Origin of the sequence: Variovorax paradoxus (assembly GCF_009498455.1) — a bacterium.
GTDB classification, from domain to species: Bacteria; Pseudomonadota; Gammaproteobacteria; order Burkholderiales; family Burkholderiaceae_C; genus Variovorax; species Variovorax paradoxus_H.
In genome coordinates, this window is sequence record NZ_CP045644.1 from 1,235,432 (window position 1) to 1,258,794 (window position 23,363).

At 68.6% G+C, this 23,363-nt stretch carries 23 protein-coding genes; 16 read left to right on the forward strand and 7 right to left on the reverse strand.

From position 1 onward, the window contains the following. The first annotated feature begins 5 nt into the window (after positions 1–5). Genes GFK26_RS05545 through GFK26_RS05560 form a run of 4 tightly spaced genes read left to right on the forward strand, consistent with a single transcriptional unit; the run spans position 6 to position 4,995 of the window. A complete protein-coding gene (locus tag GFK26_RS05545; RefSeq protein ID WP_153281123.1) occupies positions 6–809 on the forward strand; it encodes an exodeoxyribonuclease III in 804 nt (267 codons plus the stop codon). Between the two features lie 15 nt (positions 810–824). After that, positions 825–2,168, forward strand: coding sequence for a PcfJ domain-containing protein (locus GFK26_RS05550; protein WP_153281124.1), 1,344 nt, complete (start codon positions 825–827; stop codon positions 2,166–2,168). After that, positions 2,165–2,983, forward strand: coding sequence for a DUF1266 domain-containing protein (locus GFK26_RS05555; protein ID WP_228121922.1), 819 nt, complete (start codon positions 2,165–2,167; stop codon positions 2,981–2,983). Before GFK26_RS05550 ends, GFK26_RS05555 begins: the two co-directional genes overlap by 4 nt. Before the next feature lie 44 nt (positions 2,984–3,027). Next, complete coding sequence (locus tag GFK26_RS05560) at positions 3,028–4,995, forward strand: DUF4034 domain-containing protein (RefSeq protein ID WP_228121923.1); 1,968 nt, start codon at positions 3,028–3,030, stop codon at positions 4,993–4,995. 37 nt (positions 4,996–5,032) lie between these two features. Here GFK26_RS05560 and GFK26_RS05565 read toward each other — a convergent pair whose 3' ends face one another. After that, positions 5,033–5,887, reverse strand: a complete 855-nt coding sequence (locus tag GFK26_RS05565; protein WP_153281125.1) for a M48 family metallopeptidase — start codon at positions 5,885–5,887, stop codon at positions 5,033–5,035. Positions 5,888–5,949: 62 nt separating this feature from the next. On the opposite strand from GFK26_RS05565, the gene GFK26_RS05570 reads away from it, so the two are divergent. From GFK26_RS05570 to GFK26_RS05600, 7 genes are all read left to right on the forward strand, one after another. Beyond that, positions 5,950–7,344 carry an AmpG family muropeptide MFS transporter gene (locus tag GFK26_RS05570; protein WP_153281126.1) on the forward strand — a complete coding sequence of 465 codons (1,395 nt, stop codon included), beginning with the start codon at positions 5,950–5,952 and terminating at the stop codon, positions 7,342–7,344. 155 nt (positions 7,345–7,499) lie between these two features. Continuing rightward, positions 7,500–8,705, forward strand: coding sequence for a beta-ketoacyl-[acyl-carrier-protein] synthase family protein (locus GFK26_RS05575; protein WP_194274032.1), 1,206 nt, complete (start codon positions 7,500–7,502; stop codon positions 8,703–8,705). Continuing rightward, positions 8,702–9,553: a beta-ketoacyl synthase chain length factor gene (locus GFK26_RS05580; protein ID WP_153281127.1), complete on the forward strand. Its 852-nt coding sequence runs from the start codon at positions 8,702–8,704 to the stop codon at positions 9,551–9,553. Before GFK26_RS05575 ends, GFK26_RS05580 begins: the two co-directional genes overlap by 4 nt. 4 nt (positions 9,554–9,557) lie before the next feature. Then, positions 9,558–11,207: an NAD(P)/FAD-dependent oxidoreductase gene (locus tag GFK26_RS05585; protein WP_153281128.1), complete on the forward strand. Its 1,650-nt coding sequence runs from the start codon at positions 9,558–9,560 to the stop codon at positions 11,205–11,207. A gap of 53 nt (positions 11,208–11,260) precedes the next feature. Further along, a complete protein-coding gene (locus GFK26_RS05590; protein ID WP_099794604.1) occupies positions 11,261–11,983 on the forward strand; it encodes a response regulator transcription factor in 723 nt (240 codons plus the stop codon). A 13-nt stretch (positions 11,984–11,996) separates the two neighbouring features. Then, positions 11,997–13,202, forward strand: coding sequence for an ATP-binding protein (locus tag GFK26_RS05595; protein ID WP_153281129.1), 1,206 nt, complete (start codon positions 11,997–11,999; stop codon positions 13,200–13,202). Between the two features lie 64 nt (positions 13,203–13,266). After that, positions 13,267–14,514 (forward strand): O-antigen ligase family protein, encoded by a 1,248-nt coding sequence (locus GFK26_RS05600; protein WP_153281130.1) that lies wholly within the window; start codon positions 13,267–13,269, stop codon positions 14,512–14,514. Here the strand turns inward: GFK26_RS05600 and GFK26_RS05605 are convergent. Genes GFK26_RS05605 through GFK26_RS05615 form a run of 3 tightly spaced genes read right to left on the reverse strand, consistent with a single transcriptional unit; the run spans position 14,505 to position 16,100 of the window. Then, a complete protein-coding gene (locus GFK26_RS05605; protein ID WP_153281131.1) occupies positions 14,505–14,927 on the reverse strand; it encodes an ABZJ_00895 family protein in 423 nt (140 codons plus the stop codon). The two genes, GFK26_RS05600 and GFK26_RS05605, sit on opposite strands and share 10 nt — an antisense overlap. Before the next feature lies 1 nt (position 14,928). Then, a complete protein-coding gene (locus GFK26_RS05610) occupies positions 14,929–15,138 on the reverse strand; it encodes a zinc-finger domain-containing protein (protein ID WP_056583879.1) in 210 nt (69 codons plus the stop codon). A gap of 8 nt (positions 15,139–15,146) precedes the next feature. Beyond that, positions 15,147–16,100, reverse strand: coding sequence for a branched-chain amino acid transaminase (locus GFK26_RS05615; RefSeq protein ID WP_153281132.1), 954 nt, complete (start codon positions 16,098–16,100; stop codon positions 15,147–15,149). Positions 16,101–16,232: 132 nt separating this feature from the next. Here GFK26_RS05615 and GFK26_RS05620 point away from each other — a divergent pair, with 132 nt between their 5' ends. Next, positions 16,233–17,231 (forward strand): recombination-associated protein RdgC, encoded by a 999-nt coding sequence (locus GFK26_RS05620; RefSeq protein ID WP_153281133.1) that lies wholly within the window; start codon positions 16,233–16,235, stop codon positions 17,229–17,231. 32 nt (positions 17,232–17,263) lie between these two features. Here the strand turns inward: GFK26_RS05620 and GFK26_RS05625 are convergent, their stop codons facing one another. After that, complete coding sequence (locus GFK26_RS05625; RefSeq protein WP_153281134.1) at positions 17,264–17,692, reverse strand: glycerate kinase; 429 nt, start codon at positions 17,690–17,692, stop codon at positions 17,264–17,266. Between the two features lie 190 nt (positions 17,693–17,882). Between GFK26_RS05625 and GFK26_RS05630 the strand changes: the two genes are divergently transcribed. Next, positions 17,883–18,338: a hypothetical protein gene (locus GFK26_RS05630; protein ID WP_153281135.1), complete on the forward strand. Its 456-nt coding sequence runs from the start codon at positions 17,883–17,885 to the stop codon at positions 18,336–18,338. A 110-nt stretch (positions 18,339–18,448) separates the two neighbouring features. Here GFK26_RS05630 and GFK26_RS05635 read toward each other — a convergent pair whose 3' ends face one another. Together GFK26_RS05635 and radA are read right to left on the reverse strand one after the other, a co-directional pair. Beyond that, complete coding sequence (locus GFK26_RS05635) at positions 18,449–19,966, reverse strand: BCCT family transporter (protein ID WP_153281136.1); 1,518 nt, start codon at positions 19,964–19,966, stop codon at positions 18,449–18,451. Between the two features lie 55 nt (positions 19,967–20,021). Beyond that, complete coding sequence (radA, locus tag GFK26_RS05640) at positions 20,022–21,410, reverse strand: DNA repair protein RadA (protein WP_153281137.1); 1,389 nt, start codon at positions 21,408–21,410, stop codon at positions 20,022–20,024. Positions 21,411–21,509: 99 nt separating this feature from the next. Here radA and hpaR point away from each other — a divergent pair, with 99 nt between their 5' ends. From hpaR to GFK26_RS05655, 3 genes are read left to right on the forward strand one after another with little or no spacing between them, the layout of a single operon-like run. Next, the gene (gene hpaR, locus GFK26_RS05645; RefSeq protein ID WP_153281138.1) at positions 21,510–21,947 is read left to right on the forward strand and encodes a homoprotocatechuate degradation operon regulator HpaR; all 438 of its coding nucleotides are present in this window, start codon (positions 21,510–21,512) and stop codon (positions 21,945–21,947) included. After that, positions 21,944–22,576, forward strand: a complete 633-nt coding sequence (locus tag GFK26_RS05650; RefSeq protein ID WP_153281139.1) for a fumarylacetoacetate hydrolase family protein — start codon at positions 21,944–21,946, stop codon at positions 22,574–22,576. The genes hpaR and GFK26_RS05650 overlap by 4 nt, the downstream gene beginning before the upstream one ends. Next, the gene (locus GFK26_RS05655) at positions 22,573–23,355 is read left to right on the forward strand and encodes a fumarylacetoacetate hydrolase family protein (RefSeq protein WP_153281140.1); all 783 of its coding nucleotides are present in this window, start codon (positions 22,573–22,575) and stop codon (positions 23,353–23,355) included. Before GFK26_RS05650 ends, GFK26_RS05655 begins: the two co-directional genes overlap by 4 nt. The last annotated feature ends 8 nt before the right edge of the window (positions 23,356–23,363 follow it).

The window sequence follows — 23,363 nt, forward strand, 5'->3', positions numbered from 1 at the left end:
TCCTTGTGTTCAAACTGACCAGTCTCAATCTCAATGGCCTGCGCTCGGCGGCCACCAAGGGCGTCGCCGACTGGGTGGCCGAACTCGCGCCGGATTGTATTTGCATGCAGGAGATCCGCGTCCAGGCCAGCGATGTCGAGGGCCGCTTCGAAAAGATGGCCGAACTCCAGGGCCACTTTCACTTTGCCGAGAAAAAAGGCTACGCGGGCACCGCGATCTACACGAAGCATGCGCCCAGCGCCGTCGTCGTGGGCTGGGGTGATCCCGAATTCGACGCCGAAGGCCGCTACCTCGAGCTGCGCTTCGACACACCCAAGCGCAAGTTCTCGGTGATCAGCTGCTACTTCCCGAGCGGCAGCTCGGGCGAGGAGCGCCAGGCCGCCAAGTTCCGCTTCCTGAAAGGCTTCTTCCCGCACCTCGTGGCGCTGAAGAAGGAGCGCGAGTTCATTCTGTGCGGCGACATCAACATCGCGCACCAGGAAATCGACCTGAAGAACTGGCGCGGCAACCAGAAGAACAGCGGCTTCCTGCCCGAAGAACGCGCCTGGATGACGCGCCTGCTCGACGCGGGCACCGAAGGCGCCGGCCTCGTGGACGTGTACCGCCGCCTCAAGCCCGACACCACGGGCGACGCCTACACCTGGTGGAGCAACCGCGGCCAGGCCTACGCGAACAACGTGGGATGGCGGCTGGACTACCACCTCGCGACACCGGCCATGGGCGCACTGGCGCGCACCGAGGCGATCTACAAGACAGTCAAGTTCAGCGACCACGCGCCGATCACGGTGGAGTACGACTTCACGCTGTAAGTCGCCCGCCCGTCGATGCCCATCCCGACTCCGTCTCCTTCCACGAACCCCTCCGCGCCACCTGCCGCGACGGCGGTGTACCTGCCGCGCGACGTGGTGAACGCGCCCGAGGTCAAGGCCGCGATTGCGCGCCGCAGCGCCGAGCGCGGCGACGACGCCGACATGGCGGCCTGGCTGCTGAACCACTTCTTCCGCTGGGCCATCGGCAGCTTCGACAACGTGCTGCCGGTGCAGTCGCCCGCCGACTACCTGGCTGCGGCCGGGCCCGACAAGCCGCTGCCCGAGTGGCTGGCCAAGCAATTGCAGCCGCGCGCACCGGCCGCACAAGACAAGGACAAGTCCAAGAGCGGCAAGGCCGAGCCGCAAGCCCCCGAAGCCGCCCCAAAGACTTTCTACTACCTCGACCCCGAGCACCTGCTGCTGGTCGACCGCGAACGCATGCTGGTCGAGTTCTTGCGCTCGCGGCGCGGCACGCGGCTCGAACAGAAGCTGCAGCGCATCACCTGCTTCATGGCCATGGCCCTGTGGGAGCAGGAACACCAGCGCATGCAGGCCAAGCGCAAGAAGGGCTGGGTGCCCAGCAGCGGCCTGGCGTTGAAGGAACTGCTGCGCACGCCCAACGGCGTGATCTTCGAGTTCATCGGCAGCCATGCGGCGTTGCGCGAGGAAATGGCCTACGAGTCGTTCCACATGCAGCATTGCCTGGGGCAGTTCGCCAACCTCAAGAAGCTGAACGGCGGCTATGGCGAGCAGTACGCCAGTGCCGCGCAGAGCGGCCGGCTGCGCCTGTTCACGCTGCGCAGCGCGGGCAACCTGCCGCACGTGACCATCAGCCTCGAAGTGCATGCCGACGGGCTGCGGATCGACCAGATCAAGGGCAAGCAGAACCGCCACCCGGTGCGCAAGTACGCCGACGACGTGCTGCAGTTCCTGCGCACGCTGCCGCCGCGCGGCGAGCGCCACAGCGACTGCGAGGGCATGGGCCTGGTGTTCGAGCCCGAGACGGCGGACGACACCAGCACCACCCAGGGCCAGTGGAAGTTCGTCACCGACGTGCGCAGCCCCGACTTCCTGCTCAGCGTGATGAGCGGCAACTTCCACCTGATCGAGCACTTCGAGCAGCCGCCGCCGGCGCTGCAATGGCTGCTGCTGCGCATCGCGCCGCACGAGTTGTCGCGGCTGCGGCAGATGGACGTGGCGGTGGCCGTCGCCGCCCGCCTGACGCTGCCCGCGAACCGGTTGCCGCCGTCGCTGCAGGCGGCCCCCTCGGCGGCGCCCGCCGCGATGATGGAGATCGAAGGCATCTCGCTGAGCGCCGCCGTGTGCGCGCCGCTGCAGCCGGGAGCCGCCTCGCCATGATGCAGGCCCTCCTCATCCTCGTGCTGCTCGGGCTCTTGTACCTCGGGCTGCGCGTCGCGTGGTTCGTCGTGCGCACCGCGTTGCGCATCGTCGTGCGCGGCTCGGACACGGCGATCGGCGCCATGGAAAAGGCCAACGCCGACCTCGCGGTGCGCACGGCGCAGGCCCGGGCCGACGCCGGCAAGGTGGTGCCCAACCGCCGCCGCTGGGCGCTGGCGCTGGGCGACATCCTGCTGCTGCGCAACGGCCTGCGCTGCGACAGCGACGCGCTGGTGCTCGAGCTGCCCGCCGAGCAGCGCCAGCGGCTGGCCAGGCAGGTGCTGCGCGAAATGAACATGGCCGCCGACCTGCCCGAGCGCGACATCGCCACGCAGATGCAGGCCGCGCTGGTCGGCTGGGTCGGCGGGCTCGGCCGCACCCACGCCAACTTCTATGAACAGCTCGCGGCCGAAGGCAAGGTGCGCGACGCGCTGGCCTTCGACTGCGCGCGCACGGCCTTCCTGGTGCGCTGCATCGCGCTGCTGGGCTGGGTGCCCGAGTCGCAGGCCTGGCTGGTGCTGTTCCTCAATGCACAGCGCGCGCAGGACAGCTTCGAGAGCTGGGAAGATTTCGGCCACGCCTATGCGCGGGCGCGGCTGCACTGGCTGCGCATCAGCAGCCAGGACGGCCCCGCCTCGTCGCGCGCCACGCTGGAAGTGCAGGAGCACCTGCAGAACACCCAGGGCAACTGGCTCACGCTGCCGTGGAAGCGCTACCGCATCTTCGACCCCCAACCCACCCCGACCTCCATTCCCGTCCCCGCCGCGTCGGCCTGACGCGCGACCGCCATGACAACAAACACGCCCCCGCCGCAGCGACCGTGATTCCCCCCGCACCCGCGCCATGGAAGCTCTGCGACATCGACGCCCTGCTGCGCGCCGGCGACTACGCCGCGCTCGACCAGCGGCTCGACAACGCGCTGGCCGCCAGCTTCCACGACCGCGGCGATGAAGAGCGCTACTACGGCGCCTTGCCCGACGACCTGGCCGGCTGCACCGCCGCCGGCGCCGAAGGGCTGGCCCGTCTGGCCGCGTGGCAGGCCGCGAATCCGCAATCGGCCCACGCCTGGCTCTGCGAAGCGCACTACTGGTACCACTGGGCCTACGAATACCGCGGCTCGGGCTGGGCCAGCTCGGTCACCGCGCTCGGCTGGGAATGCGCCCATGCCTGCGCCACGCGCTGCGCCGTCGCCGCGCTGCGGGCACTCACGCTCGCGCCCACGATGTGGACCGCCTGCGCCCTGCTGCTGCAGAGCACCTCGGCCTTCAACGAACCCGAGTGGCTGACCCAGCTGGTGCGCAGCGGCCGCGGGCCCGGCAGCCCGCTGCAGCACGACTTTTCCCTCGACGATGCGGCCACGCGCGACGAGTTGCTGGTGCAGCTCGCGCGCTCCGGCCTGGCGCATGACGAGCGCGTGGCCTGCCCCGAGGCCGTGCCCGCCGCCCTGCCCTCGCCCGTGCAGGGCAAGAAGGTGATCAGCGGCACGTCCTACTGGATCCACGCCACGCTGCACGTGCACCCGCGGCTTTTCTTCTTCATGCGCCAGTGCGTCTGGTTCCAGCAGCCGCGCTGGGGCGGCAGCCACGAGCGCGTGCGCGCCTTCATCGCCTCGCCGGCCTGCGCCCACCTGAGCGAGGTCGAGAAAGACCGGCTGCGCCACGAGATCTGGCGTGACGAGTACCAGGGCAACGCGGTCGACAAGGACGAAGACCCGGCCGAAGCGCAGCAGCGCATGGCCGCCACGCGCCAGCGCGCCAACGAGGCGCTCTACCCCTACCACCGCTGGGAAACCCTGCGCTGGCTGGCCATCAGCCACTACATGCTCGACCAGCATGCCGAGGCGCTGGCCTGCCTGCGCGAAGCCGAGAGCCACCACCCCATCGACGACGACTACGCCATGAATGTGGCGGTGCACGTCGCCCTGGAGCAGGAGCCCGACGGCCACTGGCTGGGCCAGGCCATCTGCAACAGCGCCAATGCCTACGAATGCAACACCGCGCTGATCCTGCACGCCTACGGCAGCCTGAAGGGCGCCTTCGGGTTCGTGCCCAACGAGGTGACCGGCAACGCCTGGCTGGCGGCCGCGCGCGAACGCAACGCCGGCACCGAGAACTGGGACGACCTGGCGCGCGCGCTGTGGCGCGTGCCGCGCACCAAGGAAGCCTTCGAGATCCTGGAACTCGGGCTGGCGGCGGGCGACACCTCGTGCCTGCTCACGCTCGGCATCTTCCACGCGGGCGGCGAGCACGGCACCAAGGATTTGCAGCAGGCCATGCGCTGCTACGGCCAGGCGGCGGAGGCCGGCAACAGCGTCGCGGCCTACAAGCTCGGCTACCTCTGCCACGACATGGCCTGGGACAACGCCACGCCCGTGGCGCAGCGCCCGGCGCTGCAGCTGCAGGCGGTCGAAGCCATGATGAAGGCCAGCGAACTGGGCCACGACGACGGCATCGAAGGCGCACTGATGTTCATCAGCAGCCTGTTCGACATCCCCGTGCGGCACCGCTACCTGGATTTCGTGCGCGAGCACGCCACCAACGGCGACGCCGTCGCCATGGCCGCGCTGTCGGCATTGATGGGCGACCCCAACGACAAGGGGCTCTACAACTACCGCGAGAGCGTGCGCTGGATCATGGGGGCGCAGGCCGTGGCGCCGGAAGACGAGTTCGTGGTGAACGTGACCAGGAACACCCACCAGGACGGCTTTCTGTCGTCCACGCTCTACAAGCTCACGCGCCGGCAGATCAAGGCACACGAGATCCCGGGCGGCGACAACGCGATGGTCTGAGCGCGCGAGGTGCCGAGCGGGGCGTCAGGCCCACCGCTCAGCCCTTCTTCGCGTCTCTGTAGAGCTTCTCGACCTTCGGCACATTCGCCTCGAGCTTGGCGATGCGGTCCGGCCCGCTCGGGTGGGTCGACAGAAAGCTCAGGCCGCCCTGGTTCTTGGAGGCCGTGGCCATCTTCTTCCACAGCGAGACCGAGGCCTTCGGGTCGTAGCCCGCGCGCGCGGCGAGTTCGAGGCCGACGAGGTCGGCGTCGGTTTCGTCGCTGCGGCTGAACTTCAGCGTGATGAGCTGCGTGCCGGCGCGCGCCGCGAGGTCGCCGACCTGGCCGAGCCCCAGCAGTTGCGCGCCGATGGACAGCGCCGCACCGGTGCCGACGCTCTTGGCCATGCGGGCGCGGGCGTGCTCGCGCAGCGCGTGCGCCATTTCATGGCCCATGACCATCGCGACCTCTTCGTCGCTGAGCTTGAGCTGTTCGAGGATGCCGGTGAAGAAGGCGATCTTGCCGCCGGGCATGCAGAAGGCGTTGATCTGCTTGCTGCCGATCAGGTTGACCTCCCACTTCCATTCGCGTGCGCGGGCGTTCCACGGCAGGGCAAAGGGAATGAGGCGCTGCGCGATGGTGCGCAGCCGCTGCAGTTGCGCGTTGCCGTCGCCGGCCAGCGCATTCTTGGCGCGCGCCTGTTGGAGCAGCTGGCCGTACTGCTGCACGCCGGCCGCCTCGATCTGGTCGGCGGGCACGAGGTTGCGCGCCACCGAGGCATTGCCGACGTTGACCTGCGCCAGCGCCGGCGCACTCAGCGCGGCACCGGCGGCGGCGAGCAGGAAGGCCCGGCGCGGGTTCCATGCCGAGGCTTCGGAGAGGGCAGAAAGGGGGCGTTCGCATCGTGTGCACATAGGTGCCCGGATGATAGGAACAAATGGAGACGAGCGGGGCGCACCGATATCCCCGACAGCTCATGGACAATCCCCCACTCATGTCCGCACCGCCCGCCGAAACCACCCAAGCCCCCGCGAGCGCCGCCCTGCCCTGGCGCGACGCGCTCAAGGTCTACCTCGAACCCGCCACCCTGCGCATGCTCGCGCTGGGCTTCTCGGCCGGCCTGCCGCTGCTGCTGGTGCTGGGCACGCTGAGCTTTCGGCTGCGCGAAGCAGGCATCGACCGCACCACCATCGGCTACCTGAGCTGGGTCGGGCTGGCCTATGGCTTCAAGTGGGTCTGGGCGCCGCTGGTCGACCGGCTGCCGCTGCCGCCGCTGACCACGCTGCTCGGGCGCCGGCGCGGCTGGCTCTTGCTGGCGCAAGGCATGGTGATCGCCGGGCTGATCGGCATGGCCATGAACGACCCGCGCCTGGGGCTGCAGCCGCTGATCTGGTGCGCGCTGCTGGTGGCTTTCGGCTCGGCCACGCAAGACATCGCGCTCGACGCCTTCCGCATCGAGTCGGCCGAGACGCGCAAGCAGGCTGCGCTGGCCGCCGCCTATCAAACGGGCTACCGGCTCGCGATGATCTGGGCCGGCGCCGGCGTGCTGTGGGTCGCGGCCTGGGCCGAGGTGGCGCCCGCGGTGGCGGTCACCGGCGCGGCGGCCTACCAGAACGGCGCCTGGAAGACGGCCTACCTCGTGATGGCGGCCTCGATGGCGGTCGGCGTGCTCACGGTGCTGCTGTCGCCCGAGCCGGTGCGGCGCGTGCTGCCGAAGGCGAAGAACGCGGGCGAATGGCTGCGAAGCGTGCTGATCGAGCCTTTTGCGGACTTCATCCGCCGCTACAAGTGGCAGGCGGCGCTGATCCTTGCGCTGATCGCCATCTACCGCATCAGCGACGTGGTGATGGGCATCATGGCCAACCCGTTCTATGTGGACATGGGCTTCACGAAAGACCAGGTGGCCACGGTCAGCAAGATCTACGGCGTGATCATGACGCTGGTGGGTGCCTTCGTGGGCGGCGTGCTCTCGATGCGGCTGGGCGTGATGCGCGTGCTGATGCTCGGCGCGGTGCTGAGCGCCGCGAGCAACCTGCTGTTCGCCTGGCTGGCCACGCGCGGGCACGACCTCACCGCGCTGATCGCCGTGGTCTCGGCCGACAACCTCGCCGGCGGCATCGCGTCGGCGGCCTTCATCGCCTACCTGTCGAGCCTGACCAACATCAGCTACTCGGCCACGCAGTACGCGCTGTTCAGCTCGCTGATGCTGCTGCTGCCGAAGTTCATCGCCGGCTACTCGGGCGCCTTTGTCGACGCCTACGGCTACAGCACCTTCTTCACGGCCACCGCGATGCTGGGCGTGCCGGTGCTGCTGCTGGTGGCGCTGGCCGCGCGTTCGGCGGCCCGCACAGGCGACGGCGAGCGTCAATAGGGCCTGCGCCCGAGCTGTCTTCTGTGGGAAACAGCCGACGCAACCGGATACGCATCGCTGGTAGGCTGTGACATTCATTGCGTGAAAATTGCGCCTTCCCGCTTTTTCCTCTGTCGTTGACGCCTTTCCCCCGGTTGCCTGCCCCCACATCCATCGTGCCGTCCCGAATTTCTCCCCTTCACATCAGTGCCTACACGGCCACCTCGGCCGTCGGCGTCGGCAAGGAAGCGCACGCCGACGCGCTCGCGCACTCGCGCAGCGGCCTGCGTGCCAACGACTTCGGCGATGCGCCGCTGCCGACCTGGATCGGCCGCGTCGACGGGCTGGAAGACGTGCGCCTGCCCGAATCGGCGATGTCGTGGGACTGCCGCAACAACCGGCTGGCCTGGCTGGGCCTGCAGGCCGACGGCTTCCTCGAGGCGGTCGCGGCCGCGCGCGACAAGTACGGCGCCACGCGCATCGCGCTGGTGCTCGGCACCTCCACGGCCAGCATCGGCGAGACCGAGCTGGCCTACACGCAGCTCGACGCCGACGGCAACTTTCCGATGGACCAGCGCCGCCCCGCCGTTCATACGCCGCATTCGCTGGCCATGTTCGTGCAGCAGGTGCTGGGCATCGACGGCCCGAGCGAGACGATTTCGACCGCCTGCTCGTCCAGCGCCAAGGTGTTCGCCTCGGCCGAGCGCCTGATCCGCCTGGGCCTGGCCGACGCCGCCGTGGTCGGCGGTGCCGACACGCTGTGCGGCAGCGTGCTGTTCGGCTTCAACGCGCTGGAGCTGGTCTCCACCGAACCGTGCCGCCCGTTCGACGCCGCCCGCAAGGGCATCAGCCTCGGCGAAGCGGCGGGCTTTGCGCTGGTCGAGCGCGTGCAGCCCGGCGACACCGCCACGCCGCTGCTGCTGGGCTACGGCGAAGCGAGCGACGCGCACCACATGTCGACGCCGCACCCCGAAGGCCTGGGCGCCGAACGCGCGCTCGACGACGCGCTCGCGCGCGCCGGCCTTGCGCCCGAGGCCATCGACTACATCAACATGCACGGCACGGCGAGCCAGAAGAACGACGAGGTCGAGGGCGCGCTGGTGGCGCGCCGCTTCCCGGCGCACACGCACGCCAGCTCGACCAAGGGCTTCATGGGTCACACGCTGGGCGCCGCAGGCATCGTCGAGGCCGTGGTCTGCCTGCTGGCGATCGAGCGCGGCCTGATGCCGGGCACGGTCAACACGCGCACGCTGGACGAAGGCTTCGGCCCGCAGCTCAAGCTCGAACCCGTCACGGGCGAGGTGCGCTACGCGCTCTCCAACTCCTTCGGCTTCGGCGGCAACAACTGCGCGCTGGTCTTCGGCAAGGCGGTGAACGCATGAACGCGCCCACGCCCCCCACGCTCTACATCGAAGGCCCCGCCTTCTGGACCCCCACGCTGCCCGGCTGGGATGCCGCCCGCGCGGCCTTCCGCGGTGAAGGCGCGCTGAGCGATCCGCCCGCCAAGCGGCCCTCGCCGCAGGTGCTGGCCCCGGCCGAGCGCCGCCGCGCGCCCGACACCGTGGCGCTGGCGCTCGAAGTGGCCGCCGCCGCCATCGCGGGTGCCGACCGCCCCGCGGCCGACGTGCCCTGCGTGTTCACGTCGGCGCACGGCGACCTGTCGATCAACGACTACATGTGCAGCACGCTCGCGGGCGACCCGAAGATGCTGTCGCCCACCAAGTTCCACAACTCGGTGCACAACGCGGCCGTGGGCTACTGGACCATCGGCACCGGCTGCATGGCGGCCAGCAACGCGGTGTCGGCCTATGAACACAGCTTCGCCTCCGGCCTGCTCGAAGCGGCCGTGCAATGCGCGGCCAACCAGGAGCCGGTGCTGCTGGTCGGCTACGACACGCCCACGGTCGGCGCCCTCACCTCGGTGACCGACAGTCGCGGCCTGCTCGCGGTGGCGATGGTGATCGCGCCCGTGCGCACCGGGCGCAGCGTGGCCGCGCTGCAGTGGTCGCTGGCCCCCCACGGTGCGGCGGGCGACGACGCGGCGGCCACCTACACGTCGCTGCGGTCGGAAGCCGCAAAGTCGCTGGTGGCCATCAACCCGATGGCGCAGGCGCTCGGCCTGTTCGAATCGCTGGCGCACGTCGAAGGCGGCGACGAGCCGCCGCTGCACCTGCAGCTCTCGCCCACCCTGTCACTCAGGCTGCAGCTGCGGCCTCCTCCGAAGGACTGACACCATGACCGACACTGCGCTGGATTCGTTTGACGCAGTGATCATGGGAGGCGGTCTCGCCGGCCTCACGCTGGCGATCCAGCTGAAGCAGCGCTTCCGCGACCTGAAGGTGCTGGTGCTGGAGCGCCGCACGCATCCGGTGCCGCACGCGGCCCACAAGGTGGGCGAATCGTCGGTCGAGATCGGCGCGCACTACTTCGACACGGTGCTCGGGCTCAAGGCGCACATGGACGAAGCGCAGCTGCGCAAGTTCGGCTTTCGCTTCTTCTTCAGCGAAGGCCGCAGCGACATCGACAACGTCACCGAGATCGGCGCGAGCCGCTACCTGGCGGTGCCCAGCTACCAGATCGACCGCGGCATCTTCGAGAATTTCCTGGCCGAGGAAGCCGTGCGCCACGGCGTGCGCTTCGTCGACAGCGCGCTGGTGCGCCGCATCGACCTGGCCCAGGACCCCGCGGCGCCGCACCGCATCGAATGGACGCGCGGCGACGAATCCCACGCCACGCAGGCGCGCTGGCTCATCGACGCCTGCGGCCGCGCCGGCATGCTCAAGCGCAAGCTCGGCCTTGCCGAGCCCAACGCGCACGACGTCAACGCGGTGTGGTTTCGCATCGGCGAGCGCATCGCCGTCGACGACTGGAGCAACAACGCCGGCTGGCGCCAACGCTGCAACCCGCAGGCGCGCTGGCTCTCGACCAACCACTTCGTGGGCGCCGGCTACTGGGCCTGGCTGATTCCGCTGGCCTCGGGCTCGCATTCGGTGGGCATCGTGGCCGACCCGGCGCTGCACCCGCTGGACACCATCGACACCTTCGAAAAGGCGATGGCCTGGTTCGCCACCTACCAGCCGCGCCTGTACGAGGCGCTCGACGGCAAGCGCCACCTGCTGCAGGACTTCGCCTTCCTCAGGCATTTCTCGCACGGCTGCAAGCAGGTGTTCTCGGGCGAGCGCTGGGCGATGACGGGCGAGGCGGGGCTCTTTCTCGACCCCTTCTATTCGCCCGGCAGCGACTTCATCGCGATCGCCAACACCTACATCACCGACCTCGTCGCGCAGGACCGCGCGGGCCGGCCGCTGGAAGCCCGGGCCCAGCTCTACGACCAGATCTACCACTCGTTCTACGAGAGCACGCTGGCGCTCTACCAGGACCAGTACCCGCTCTTCGGCGACCCGGAGGTGCTGCCGGTGAAGGTGATCTGGGACTACGCGTATTACTGGGGCGTGCTCGCGCAGATCTTCTTCCAGCGCCGCCTGACCGACCTGCCGGCGCTCGGAAGCCTGAAGGACGAACTGCAGCACTGCCAGCGCCTGAATGTCGCGGTGCAGCGGCTGATGCGCGACTGGTCGGCGTCGAGCCACAAGCGCAACCCGGCCGTGATGCTCGACCAGACCGCGATGCCGTGGTTCGCCGAACTCAACCGCAGCCTGAAGGACACGCTCGACGACGCCGGCTTCAAGGACCGCATCCGGGCTTCGACGGTCATGCTGCGGCAACTGGCCGACGAGATCCTCGGGCGGGCGCGCACCGCCGATCCCGACGTGGAGGCCGGCACCCTGCGGGCGCTTCTCGAAGAAAACCGCGGAAAAACACCCGCGACGGCGACGCACGACGCTATGCTTTTCGCAGCACCTCGGGTTGACACCCGCGCCTGAGGTTTACCCAACTTTACGGAGCGTTCAAGCCCGCTTGCTCCCTGTGGACGACCATGAAGCGCATGAGCACCCCCCAACTCCTGATGATCGAAGACGACGCCCGCCTGGCGCAGATGGTGGGCGAGTACCTGACGCAGTCGGGCTTCGCCTTCAACCACGCCGGTGACGGCGCCAGCGGCCTGGAGCAGCTGCAGCAGCACGCGCCCGACCTGGTGATCCTCGACCTGATGCTGCCCGACACCGACGGCCTCGAGGTCTGCCGCCGCATCCGCGCCCTGCCCGGCCCGCTGGCCAAGGTGTCGGTGCTGATGCTGACCGCCAAGGGCGACCCGATGGACCGCATCATCGGCCTGGAAATCGGCGCCGACGACTACCTGCCCAAGCCCTTCGAGCCGCGCGAGCTGCTGGCGCGCATCCGCGCCGTGCTGCGCCGTCGCAGCGAGAACGCCACCGAGGCCGAAGCCTCCACGGTGATGCGCTTCGGCACGCTCGAGATCGACCGCAACGCGCGCACCGTGTCGGTGGCCGGCGCGCTGGCCGACCTCACCTCCTACCAGTTCGACCTGCTCGTGGCGATGGCCGAGCGCGCGGGCCGCGTGCTCACGCGCGACCAGATCATGGAAGCCGTGCGCGGCCGCGAACTCGAAGCCTTCGACCGCTCGATCGACGTGCACATGGGGCGCATCCGCGCCGCCATCGAGGTCGACGCGAAGAACCCGAAGCGCATCCTCACCGTGCGCGGCGTCGGCTACGTGTTCGCCAAGCAGCAAGATTAGGACGCGACCCGCGATGCTGCGCAGCCTCTACCGCCGCCATCTCTACGTCCGCATCTGGCTCGCGGTGGTCGGCGGCGTGGTCATCCTCACGCTGATGGCCAACTGGATCGTGCGCGTGGCCGCCGAGGCCGAGCGCGAGCGCCTGGCGCCCGTGCCGCGCGAAGTGGTCGTGCTCGACAGCCAGGACCGCACCATCGGCACCGGCAAGGCCATGCGCGTGCCGGGCCAGGGGCTGGAGTTCGACGTGTCGCTGAGCGACGGCCGCGACATGACATTGCGCGTCGCGCCGCGCGAACGCCCCACCGGCACCGGCGGCTTCGCGCCCTGGCGCACCCCGTTCGGACTGGGCTGGATGATCGCGCTCGTGGGCGTGGCGGTGGCACTGGGCGTCTACCCGATCGTGCGGCGCATCACCCAGCGGCTCGAAACCCTGCAACGCGGCGTGCAGCGCTGGGGCGAGGGCGACCTCTCGGCGCGCGTGATCGAGGAAGGACAAGACGAAGTGGCCGATCTCTCCAAGCGTTTCAATGCCTCCGCCGAACGCATCGAGCAGCTCGTGCGTTCCCACAAGTCGCTGCTGGCGAATGCCTCGCACGAGCTGCGCTCGCCGCTCACCCGCATCCGCATGGGCCTGGAACTCATGGGCGACCAGCCGAGCCCGGCGGCGCGCGAGGAAATCTCGCGCAACATCGGCGAACTCGACCAGCTCATCGACGAGATCCTGCTGGCCAGCCGGCTCGACGCCAGCGAGGCCGACATGGGCACCATCGAAGCCGTCGACCTCACCGGCCTGGCCGCCGAAGAGTGCGCGCAGGTCAACGCCGAACTCGACCTGGCCGAAGGCACCGACAACGCCACGCTCACCGTGCCGGGCGTGTCGCGCCTGCTGCGCCGTGCGATCCGCAACCTGCTGGAGAACGCCCGCCGCTACGGCGCCGGCGAAATCAGCGTCGAGCTCGGCAGCGCCGGCGGCTACGCCACAGTGCGCGTCAACGACCGCGGACCGGGCGTGCCGGCTGCATTGCGCGACCGCATCTTCGAACCCTTCTATCGCCTGCCGGGCGCCAGCGAGCGCAACGGCGGTGTCGGCCTCGGGCTGGCGCTGGTGAAGTCGATCGCCGAGCGCCACGGCGGCTCGGTGCAGTGCGAAGACCGGCCGGGCGGGGGCGCGAGCTTCGTGATCCGCCTGCCGGCCAAAGCCACCGCCGCACCGCACTGACGCCAGCGGGCGCGCAGGGTCAAGTCAGGTTCGGCAGAAAGGCCGCACCTAAAATCCCGGCCCTATGCAGAGATCGCACATCGTTCGGCCCGCGGCCATGTTCTGGGGGCTGGTGGTGTTCATGCCGGTCGGCGTCACCTACCTGTCGGCCATCGTGCTGCTGCTCGCCCTGCTCGTGGGCGGTGGCTTGCGCGAGCGGTATGCGCGGCTGCGCGCCAACCCGCTGTGGTGGCCGGTGGTCGCCTACGTGGCGTGGACCTTCATCGTGCTGGCCGTGCGGCCGCACTATCCCGAGACCCCTTCCAACCTGTTCCACGGGCTGCGCATCGCCTTCACCTTCCTGATGGCGATGGCGCTCACGCGCGAGGAGGCGCTGTGGGCGCTGCGCGGTTTCCTCTTGATCGCGGCGCTGAACATCGTGCTCATCGTGCTGCACTACACGCTGGGCTTTCCGGTGCCGGGCGCGCTGCGCGGCGTGGTGATGGAAGTGGGCAACAAGTCGATCAGCAACGCGCTGCTGTTCAGCATCGTCGCGGCCAGCGCGGCGGTCTACGGGCTCTCGCAGATCACGGGGCACCGGCCCTGGCGCGCGCTGGCGGCCTTTGCCCTCGTGCTCGGACTGGGCGCAGTGGTCGCGCTGCCGCTCACGTCGCGCACCTCGGTGCTCGCGCTGCTGCTGGTGATTCCGGTGGTCTGCCTGCACCAGTGGAAGAACCACCTGAAGGCGCTGTCGGCCGCGCTGATCCTCGGGGCGGTGGTAATCGGTGCGAGCCTGTACCAGCTGCCGCAGCTGCAGCAGAAGGTCGAGACCGGCATCGAGGAACTCGAGAAGGCGCAGGCCGGCGCCGTGTTCCACGGCAGCTGGATCATCCGCTACTACATGTACCGCGACACCGGCGCGATGATCGCCGACCAGCCCGTCGCGGGCTGGGGCATCGGCGGCTGGACCGACCAGTGGCACAAGCGCGGCCCGGCGCTGTTCGCCGACTCCAACATGCCGCACAACGACTTCCTCTGGGTGGGCGCGCAAAGCGGCATCCCGGGCATCCTGAGCCTGCTGGCGATCATGCTCATCGCCGTCTGGCAGGCCTGGCGCCGGCCGGACATCGCCGGCCGCTACGCACTGGCGGCCACGCTCATCGCACTCATTGCGTCGAGCGTGAACTCGGCGATGCGCGACGCGCAGATCGGCCTGGCGGTGCTGTGGATCGCGATGGTCTACCTGCGGCTGGCGCAGGAATCGCAGGACCCCGATCCGTGGCGCGGCCTGTGGCCGGTGCGGCCGGCGCGGCCGGCCCGTCTTCAGGCCTGACCGCGGTCAGTCTTCTGTTTCTGCGCAGCAGCAACCTGCTTGCCGCTGAGCCCGACAAAGAAATAGATCGTCACGGCGTGCAGCACGCCGATGAAGACCAGCGAGAACAGCAGCGGCCCCATCTGCGGGGCCAAGGCCCCGGACAACAGGCCCACGCCCAGCCCGAACGCGGCCTGGAGTGCCAGGTCGACCGCCAGCATGCCGAGCACGGCACGCGGCTTTTCTTCGCGGGTGAAGTAGCGGCCGTTGCGCTTGCCGAACGCCATGCACGCCCACATGACGGCGCCGAGCAGCGCCGCCGTGTTGGTGCCGGCGTTGGTCTTGACGCCCAGCAGGCTCAGCGCGATGGCGATGCCGAGCAGCAACACCAGGTAGGCGAGGCCGAATCGCACCAACAGGCCGCGGATCGACACGTCAGTGGCGGCTCGAGACGGTCTCGCCCGCCTTCAGGCGGTACACCGTGCCGCAGTACGGGCACTTGGCTTCGCCGGTGCGCGCCACGTCGAGGTAGACCTTCGGGTGGCCGTTCCAGAGCTTCATGTCGGCCTTGGGGCTGGGGCAGAACACGCCGCCCTGGTGGTTGAGCTCCTTCGCGAGGAGTTCGACGACTGCATTGGTGGACATGTTTTCTCTCAGACCTTCGTGAGCCAGTGGGCGTACTTGGGATTCTTGCCGTTCACGATGTCGAAGAAGGCCGACTGGATCTTCTCGGTGACGGGGCCGCGCGAACCACCGTCGCCACGGTTGCCGATTTCGATGCGGTCGAGTTCGCGGATGGGCGTCACTTCGGCGGCGGTGCCAGTGAAGAAGGCTTCGTCGGAAATGTAGACCTCGTCACGCGTGATGCGCTTTTGCACGAGCTCGATGCCGAGATCCTTGCAGATGTGCAGGATGGTGTTGCGCGTGATGCCGTTCAGGGCACCGGCCGACAGGTCGGGCGTGTAGACCACGCCGTTCTTGACCACGAACACGTTCTCGCCCGCGCCTTCGGACACGAAGCCGCTCGCGTCGAGCAGCAGCGCTTCGTCGTAGCCGTCGTCCAGCGCTTCCATGTTGGCGAGGATCGAGTTGGTGTAGTTGCTGACCGACTTGGCCTGCGTCATCGTGATGTTCACGTGGTGGCGCGTGTAGCTCGAGGTCTTCACGCGGATGCCGCGGCGCATGCCTTCTTCGCCGAGGTACGCACCCCAGGACCAGGCGGCGACCATGGCGTGGATCTTGTTGCCCTTGGGGCTCACGCCCAGCTTCTCGGAGCCGATCCAGATGAGGGGGCGCAGGTAGCAGCTTTCGAGCTTGTTCTCGCGCACGACCTGCTTCTGGGCTTCGTTCAGCTGCTCTTGCGAGAAGGGGATCTTCATGCGCAGGATCTTGGCGCTGTTGAACAGGCGCTCGGTGTGCTCGGCCAGGCGGAAGATGGACGTGCCGCCGTCCGCCGTCTTGTAGGCGCGCACGCCCTCGAAGGCGCCGCACCCGTAGTGCAGCGTGTGGCTCAGCACGTGGATCTTGGCGTCGCGCCAGTCCACGAGTTCGCCGTCCATCCAGATCTTGCCGTCACGGTCGTCCAGCGAGGGGGGGATCGAGCTCATTTCCTGATTCCTTTGGGAGCGGTGTGGGTGCGACCCACTGGGAAGTCGCAAAAGCTTTCGATTTTACGGCCGAGCCCGGAACGCGGTGCCCGACAATGGCCGGTTGTGCCAACCAGTGGAAAAAGGGTTCCCGTGTCCGTATTCAAGAACGTCATCGTCTATCGCATCGAACCTGCCTGGTCCCAATCACTGACCGAGGCAGAAGAAGGGCTGGCCAAGCAACGCTTCGTGCCTTGCGGCCCCTCGCAGGAAAAGTCCGCCGGCTGGGTCGAGCCCCGCGGCGAAGCCAACGGCCCATTGGTCGAATCCATCGACGGCCAGTGGCTGGTCGAGTACATGATCGAAAGCAAGCAGGTCCCCGGCTCCGTGGTGCGCCGCAAGCTCGACGAGCGCTGCGCCCAGATCGAAACGACCACCGGCCGCAAACCCGGCAAGAAGGAAAAGAAGGAGCTCAAGGAAGACATCACCCTGGAGCTGCTGCCCATGGCCTTCACGCGCAGCGCGCGCGTCACGGTGTGGATCGACAAGGCCGAGAACCGCCTCGTGATCAACAGCGGCAACGCCTCGCGCGCCGACGAAGTGGTCACCAGCCTCGTGAAGTCGCTCGACGGCTTTGCCGTGGCGCTGATCAACACGCAGATCGAGCCGGCCGCCGCCATGGCCAACTGGCTGCTGACGCAGGAGCCGCCGGCCGGTTTCAGCATCGACCGCGAGTGTGAGCTCAAGGCCTCCGACGACTCGAAGGCCGTGGTGCGCTACGCCAAGCACGCGCTGGACATCGACGAGGTCAAGCAGCACATCACCGACGGCAAGCGCCCGACGCGCCTGGCGCTCACCTGGGACGACCGCGTGTCCTTCGAGCTCACGCACGGCTTGCTGATCCGCAAGATCACCTTCCTCGAAGGCACGGGCGACGGCGCGGCAGGCGGCAAGAAGGAAGACAACTTCGACGCCGACGTGGCCATTGCCACCGGCGAACTCGGCCAGCTGGTGCCGGCGCTGCTCGACGCGCTGGGCGGCGAGGCGGCGTTCTCGGCGGCACCGCCAGATGAAGCACCCAAGGCTGCGGCTATTGCCACCGCACCTGCGGCGCAGGCCGACACGCCCGAAGAAGAAGACGCGCCTTTCTAAGTAAGCAAGCCAGGCGAAGCGCCCGCGCGCCTTCAGGCCGCGGGCGTTTCTTCGTCGGCCGGCGTCTCGGGCCGCGTGAGCGTCCAGCTCTGCAGCTTGCCGCCGTTGAACACGGCATCGACGTAAGAGCCGCCGGCGTCGGTCCAGCGGTACAGCTCGGGCTGCTCGTTCTCGGGCGAGCGCAGTTCGCCGAGCGCGCGCGTCATCGCAATGACGTGCATCAGCGTCACGCCGGGCTTGAGCTTGGCATTGAGCATCACCGAGCTCGCCACCGTGCCGATCGGCCGGTCGGCGGCGCGCTTGAGCACCTGCATGGCGCGGTTGAAGTGCATCAGCAGGAACATCACGATCGCGCCGCCGGCGAACGCCACGCCGCCCCATCCGTATTGGTGCCACGACAGGCCGAGGAGCGCGATGGCCCCCACGGGCACCAGCAATTTCTGGAAATTCATGGGGCGCATTGTCGCCGCCCGGCACGCGCGCCCTCGGAGGCGATGCGGTGGTTCCTGGCGAACGAACGCCCCGTCGCAGTAGCCACCGTGGCTACCGCCGGGCGCAGAAAGCGGTACTCACCCCGAAAAGCACAGGGTACCCAGGCGGCTGCGGGCACATTTCGCCGCACGGGCATCTGCCCGGGCCACCGAGAAACGCATGAACATCCCGCGCTCCGTCACTTTCGTTCGACTCACCCTTGCCGCCGCACTCGCGGGCACCGCCCTCAGCGGCTGCTACGTGGTGCCGCTCGGGCAACCCGCTCCCATCGCGCCATCACAGCAAAGCTACGCCGTCGCACCGGGGCCGGTGTCACAGACCTTCAGCGCGCGGCTCTACCCGTCGAACGCCGAAGCCGCGCGCTACGGCGCCGTCGGGGGCACGGTGACCAACGACATGAACGGCCGCGGCCACTTCAATGCGCAGATCGGCGCCGAACAGTTTCAGGGAGAGGCGACCCGCGTGGCCGGCTCGCGCACGGCCGGCGTGGCAAACGCCACCGGCAGTCGCGGCGGCAACCTGAGTTGCCAGTACACGATGAACTCCGCCACCTTGGGCAGCGGCCAGTGCGTGCTCAACAACGGGCCGGCGTTCACGATGCACATCGGAAGTTGAGCAGCGTCACACACAGAGAAATAGAAGGCCAGGGAGGCCAGGGAGGCCAGGGAAGGTAGGGAGGGTATGCCCGGCGCGACCACCACGCGCCGGGCATTTTTTTCTTTGGGCTACCAGTTCACGAGTTGGCGCATCTTGCGCCGCAGCTCGCGCTCACGCTTCTGCTCGGCCCTCCAGTCGTCGCGGATGGCCAGCGTGACCGACAGCGCCATCAGCAGGATCACGAACGCGAACGGCAAGGCGAACACGATGGTCGCCGTCTGTATGGCCTTGATGCCGCCCGCGAACAGCAGGCTCAGCGCAATCGCCGCCACCAGCACGCCCCAGGTGATCTTCACGCGGGCCGGCGGGTTCGGGTTGCCGTTGGTGCTCATGATGCCCAGCACCAGCGTCGCGGAATCGCCCGAGGTCACGAAGAACACGAACACCAGCAGCGTGCCCACGATCGACAGCAGCCCGCCCATCGGCATGGCCTTGAACATCACGAACATGGTGGTCGACACGTCGGCCTTCACCGCTTCGACCAGCGGCACGCCCTGGAAGATTTCGAAGTTGAGCGCCGCGCCGCCGAACACCGAGAACCAGGCGAAGCCCACCAGCGTCGGGGCGATCACCGTGCCCAGGATGAACTGGCGGATCGTGCGGCCGCGCGAGACGCGCGCAATGAACAGGCCCACGAACGGCGACCACGCCAGCCACCAGGCCCAGTAGAACAAGGTCCAGTCGGCCACCCACGAGCTGTTGCGAAACGGGTTCATGCGCAGGCTCATGCGCACGAAATCGGCGAGGTACGCGCCCAACGTGTTGGTGAAGGTCTCGACGATGGCAATGGTCGGCCCCACGACCAGCACCGTGAGCGCCAGCAGCGCCGCCACCACCAGGTTGCCCATCGACAGCCACTTCACGCCGCGCTCGACGCCGGTGACCGCCGAGGTGATGAACAGCGCCGTCGTCACCACGATGATCGTCGCCTGCGTCCAGCGGCCGATCTCCGCACCGAAGGCCGCGTGCAGCCCGCTGTTGATCTGCGTGGCGCCCATGCCCAGCGAGGCCGCCACACCGAAGGCCGTGGCCACCACGGCCAGCACGTTGAAGGCCGGCGACAGCCGCTGCACGAAGCGCCATGGCAGCGCCTCGGTGGCCGAGCTGACCAGCGGCAGCGCCTTGCGCCGGAAGCTGAAGAAGGCGATCGACAGGCCCACGATGCCGTAGATCGCCCAGGGGTGCAGTCCCCAGTGGAAGAAGGCGTAGCGCATCGCCACGCCCGCGGCATCGGGCGAAGCGGCGATCACGCCGGGCGGCGGATTCGCATAGTGCGAGATCGGCTCGGCCACGCCCCAGAACACCAGGCCGATGCCCATGCCGGCCGCGAACAGCATCGAAAACCACGCGCCGATGGAGAACTCGGGCTCGTCGTCTTCATCGCCCAGCTTCAGGTCGCCGAAGCGGCTGAAGGCCAGGAAGAAGGCCAGCACCACCAGCCCGAGCACCACCCACAGGTAGAACCAGCCGAAGTTGCGCGTGATGTCGGCGAGCGCGGTGCTGAACACGCGGTCGAGCGACGCGGGAGAGACCAGCCCCCACAGCACGACCACCGCGATCAGCCCGGCAGAGACGATGAGTTGCATGGCGGGGTCCTCCTGAATGTGAGTGTTGTCGTGCCGGCGCACGCACGTGCGAGTGTCAGTCGAGTCGGCGCACCACGTCCATCGCTTCCTCGATGCGGTCGACCGGGTGAATGGTCAGGCCCTCGATCTCCTTCGCGCCCTTGCGCGGCGCGTTGGCCTTCGGCACCACGGCCACGCTGAAGCCCAGCTTGGCCGCCTCGCGCAGGCGCTCCTGGCCGCGCGGCGCGGGGCGCACCTCGCCGGCCAGGCCCACTTCGCCGAAGGCGATGAAGCCCTTGGGCAGCGGCTTGCCGCGCAGGCTCGAGGTGATGGCCAGCATCACGGCCAGGTCGGCCGCGGGCTCGCTGATGCGCACGCCGCCCACCGCGTTGACGAACACGTCCTGGTCCATGCAGGCCACGCCGGCGTGGCGGTGCAGCACGGCCAGCAGCATCGCGAGGCGGTCGCGGTCCAGGCCCACCGAGAGGCGACGCGGGCTCGGCCCGCCGTTGTCGACCAGCGCCTGGATTTCGACCAGCATCGGCCGCGTGCCTTCGAGCGTGACCAGCACCACGCTGCCCGGCACCGGCTCGTCGTGCTGGCTCAGGAAGATCGCGCTCGGGTTGGTCACGCCCTTCAGGCCGCGCTCGGTCATGGCGAACACGCCGATCTCGTTCACCGCGCCGAAGCGGTTCTTGATGGCGCGCACGAGCCGAAAGCTCGAGTGCGTGTCGCCTTCGAAATACAGCACCGTGTCGACCATGTGTTCGAGCACGCGCGGACCGGCCAGCGCGCCTTCCTTGGTGACGTGCCCCACCAGCACCACGGCCGTGCCGCTGGTCTTGGCAAAGCGCGTCAGGTGCGCCGCGCATTCGCGCACCTGCGCCACCGAGCCGGGCGCGGAGGTGAGCTGGTCGGAGTACACCGTCTGGATCGAGTCGATCACCGCGATGGCCGGGCGCGTGGCGTCGAGAGTGGCGATGATCTTTTCGAGCTGGATCTCGGCCAGCACCTGCACCTGCGAGTGGTCGAGCCCGAGCCGTTTGGAGCGCAGCGCGACCTGCGAGCCGCTTTCTTCGCCGGTGACGTACAGCGCGTTCTGCCCCGCGCGCTGCAGCGCATCGACCGCCTGCAGCAGCAGCGTCGACTTGCCGATGCCCGGGTCGCCGCCGATGAGCGTCACGCCGCCCGACACGATGCCGCCGCCGAGCACGCGGTCGAGTTCGTCGATGCCGGTGGGGGTGCGTGCGATGTCGGTCGCTTCGATTTCCGAGAGCGTGGCCAGTTCGGAGACGCCCGCCAGCGGCGAGAACTGCGTGCCGAAGCGGTTGTTAGCCGGTGCGTTGCTGCCAGCCACTTGTTCTATCAATGTGTTCCATGCCCCGCAACTCGGGCATTTGCCGAGCCACTTGGGGCTGGTGCCGCCGCATTCGCTGCAGACGAAAGTTGTTTTGTCCTTGGCCATGCAGCGAGTTTAGGTGTCCGCACAAACCCTGATGACTGGCATCTTGGAAAGAAAGCCCCAATCATTTAACATGTTAAATAATTCTGAGAGGCACAGCTTTTGAGCACCACCTTCACGCACCGCAATTTGCCGCGCCTGCTGCTGCAGGCCCGCGAAGCCGTGATGGCCCACACGCGGCCCAGCCTGCGCGAGCACGCGCTGTCCGACCAGCAATGGCGCGTGCTGCGCGTGCTGGGCGAACACGGCGCGGTCGACACCGGCCGCGTCGCGCGCGAGGCCTTCATCCTCGGCCCCAGCCTCACGGGCGTGCTCGCACGCATGGAGCGCGACAACCTCATCACCCGCGCCCGCGATCCGGCCGACCAGCGCCGCACCGTGGTCGAGGCCACGCCGCACGGCATGAAGCTCGTGAAGCGGCTGGGCAGCAGCATCGAGGCGCACTACGACTGGATGGAAAAGTCGCTGGGCAAGGCCAAGCTGACGCAGCTCTACGGCCTGCTCGACGAACTGATCGCGCTGGAGCAACCCGACACATGACCACTTCCTTTCTTCCCACCGGCACCGTGTACGGCACGCTGCTGAACTTCCGCGCCGAAGCCGCAGCGCTCGCGCCGCAGATGACCGAGGCGCCCTACAAGGCACCGCCGAAGGCGCCCGTGCTCTACGTGAAGACGGCCAACACCTGGAGCCCGCACGGCAGCGCGATCGCCGTGCCCGCTTCGGTGCCCGAGGTGGAAGTCGGCGCGAGCATCGGCATGGTGATCGGCGCCGAGGGCGACATCGAAGGCTTCGTGCTGCTGAACGACCTGTCGATTCCGCATGCGAGCTTCTTCCGCCCGCCGGTGAAGTTCAAGTGCGTCGACGGCTTCCTGGGCATCGGCCCGGCGCTGCGCGACGCGCAGGACGTGGCCGACCCGGCGCAGTTCCGCGTCGAGGTGCGCATCAACCGCGAGCTGAAGCAGTCGATCGACTTCTGGCAGCTGGTGCGCCCCGCACCGCAGCTGCTCGCCGACGTGGGCGAGTTCATGACGCTGGCGCATGGCGACGTGCTGATGCTCGGCTGCGACCTCGGCCGCCCGCTGGCCCGCGCGGGCGACCGCATCGACATCTCCGCGCCAGGGTTCGAAACCCTGAGCAATACGCTGGTGAAGGAAGCCACGGCATGAAGCACGCACGCGTCATCTTCGAAGGCCGCGAGCACACCGGCACCGCACATGAATTCAACGGCCAGGCCGACGTCGCCGTGCGGCTGGGCGACGGCCGCGTCGTGCCGCAGGACCAGCTCGTGTGGCTGCCGCCGCTCGCGCCCACGGCGCGCCCGCGCACCATCCTCGCACTCGGCCTGAACTACGCCGACCACGCGAAAGAGCTGGAGTTCAAGGCGCCTGAAGAACCGCTGGTGTTCGTCAAGGGTCAGAGCACGCTCATCGGCCACCGCCAGCTCACGCACCGCCCGGCCGACGTGAAGTTCATGCACTACGAATGCGAACTCGCCATCGTGGTCGGCAAGACCGCCAAGCATGTGAAGCGCGACGATGCCTATGACTTCATCGGCGGCTACACGGTGGCCAACGACTACGCGATTCGCGACTACCTCGAGAACTGGTACCGCCCCAACCTGCGCGTGAAGAACCGGGACACCTGCACGCCGCTGGGGCCGTGGTTCGTCGATGCGGCCGACGTGCACAACCTTCCAGGTGGCCCGATGGCGCTCGAGCTGCGCACCACCGTGAACGGCACCGTCACGCAACAGGGCAACACGCGCGACATGATCTTCGACGCGCCCTTCCTCATCGAGTACTTCAGCCGCTTCATGACGCTGTCGCCGGGCGACCTGATCCTCACCGGCACGCCCGACGGCGTGGTCGATTGCCAGCCGGGCGACGTGGTCGTGACCGAGATCGACGGCGTCGGCGCCCTGGTCAACACCATCGCCGCGCGCTGACCGGCTGA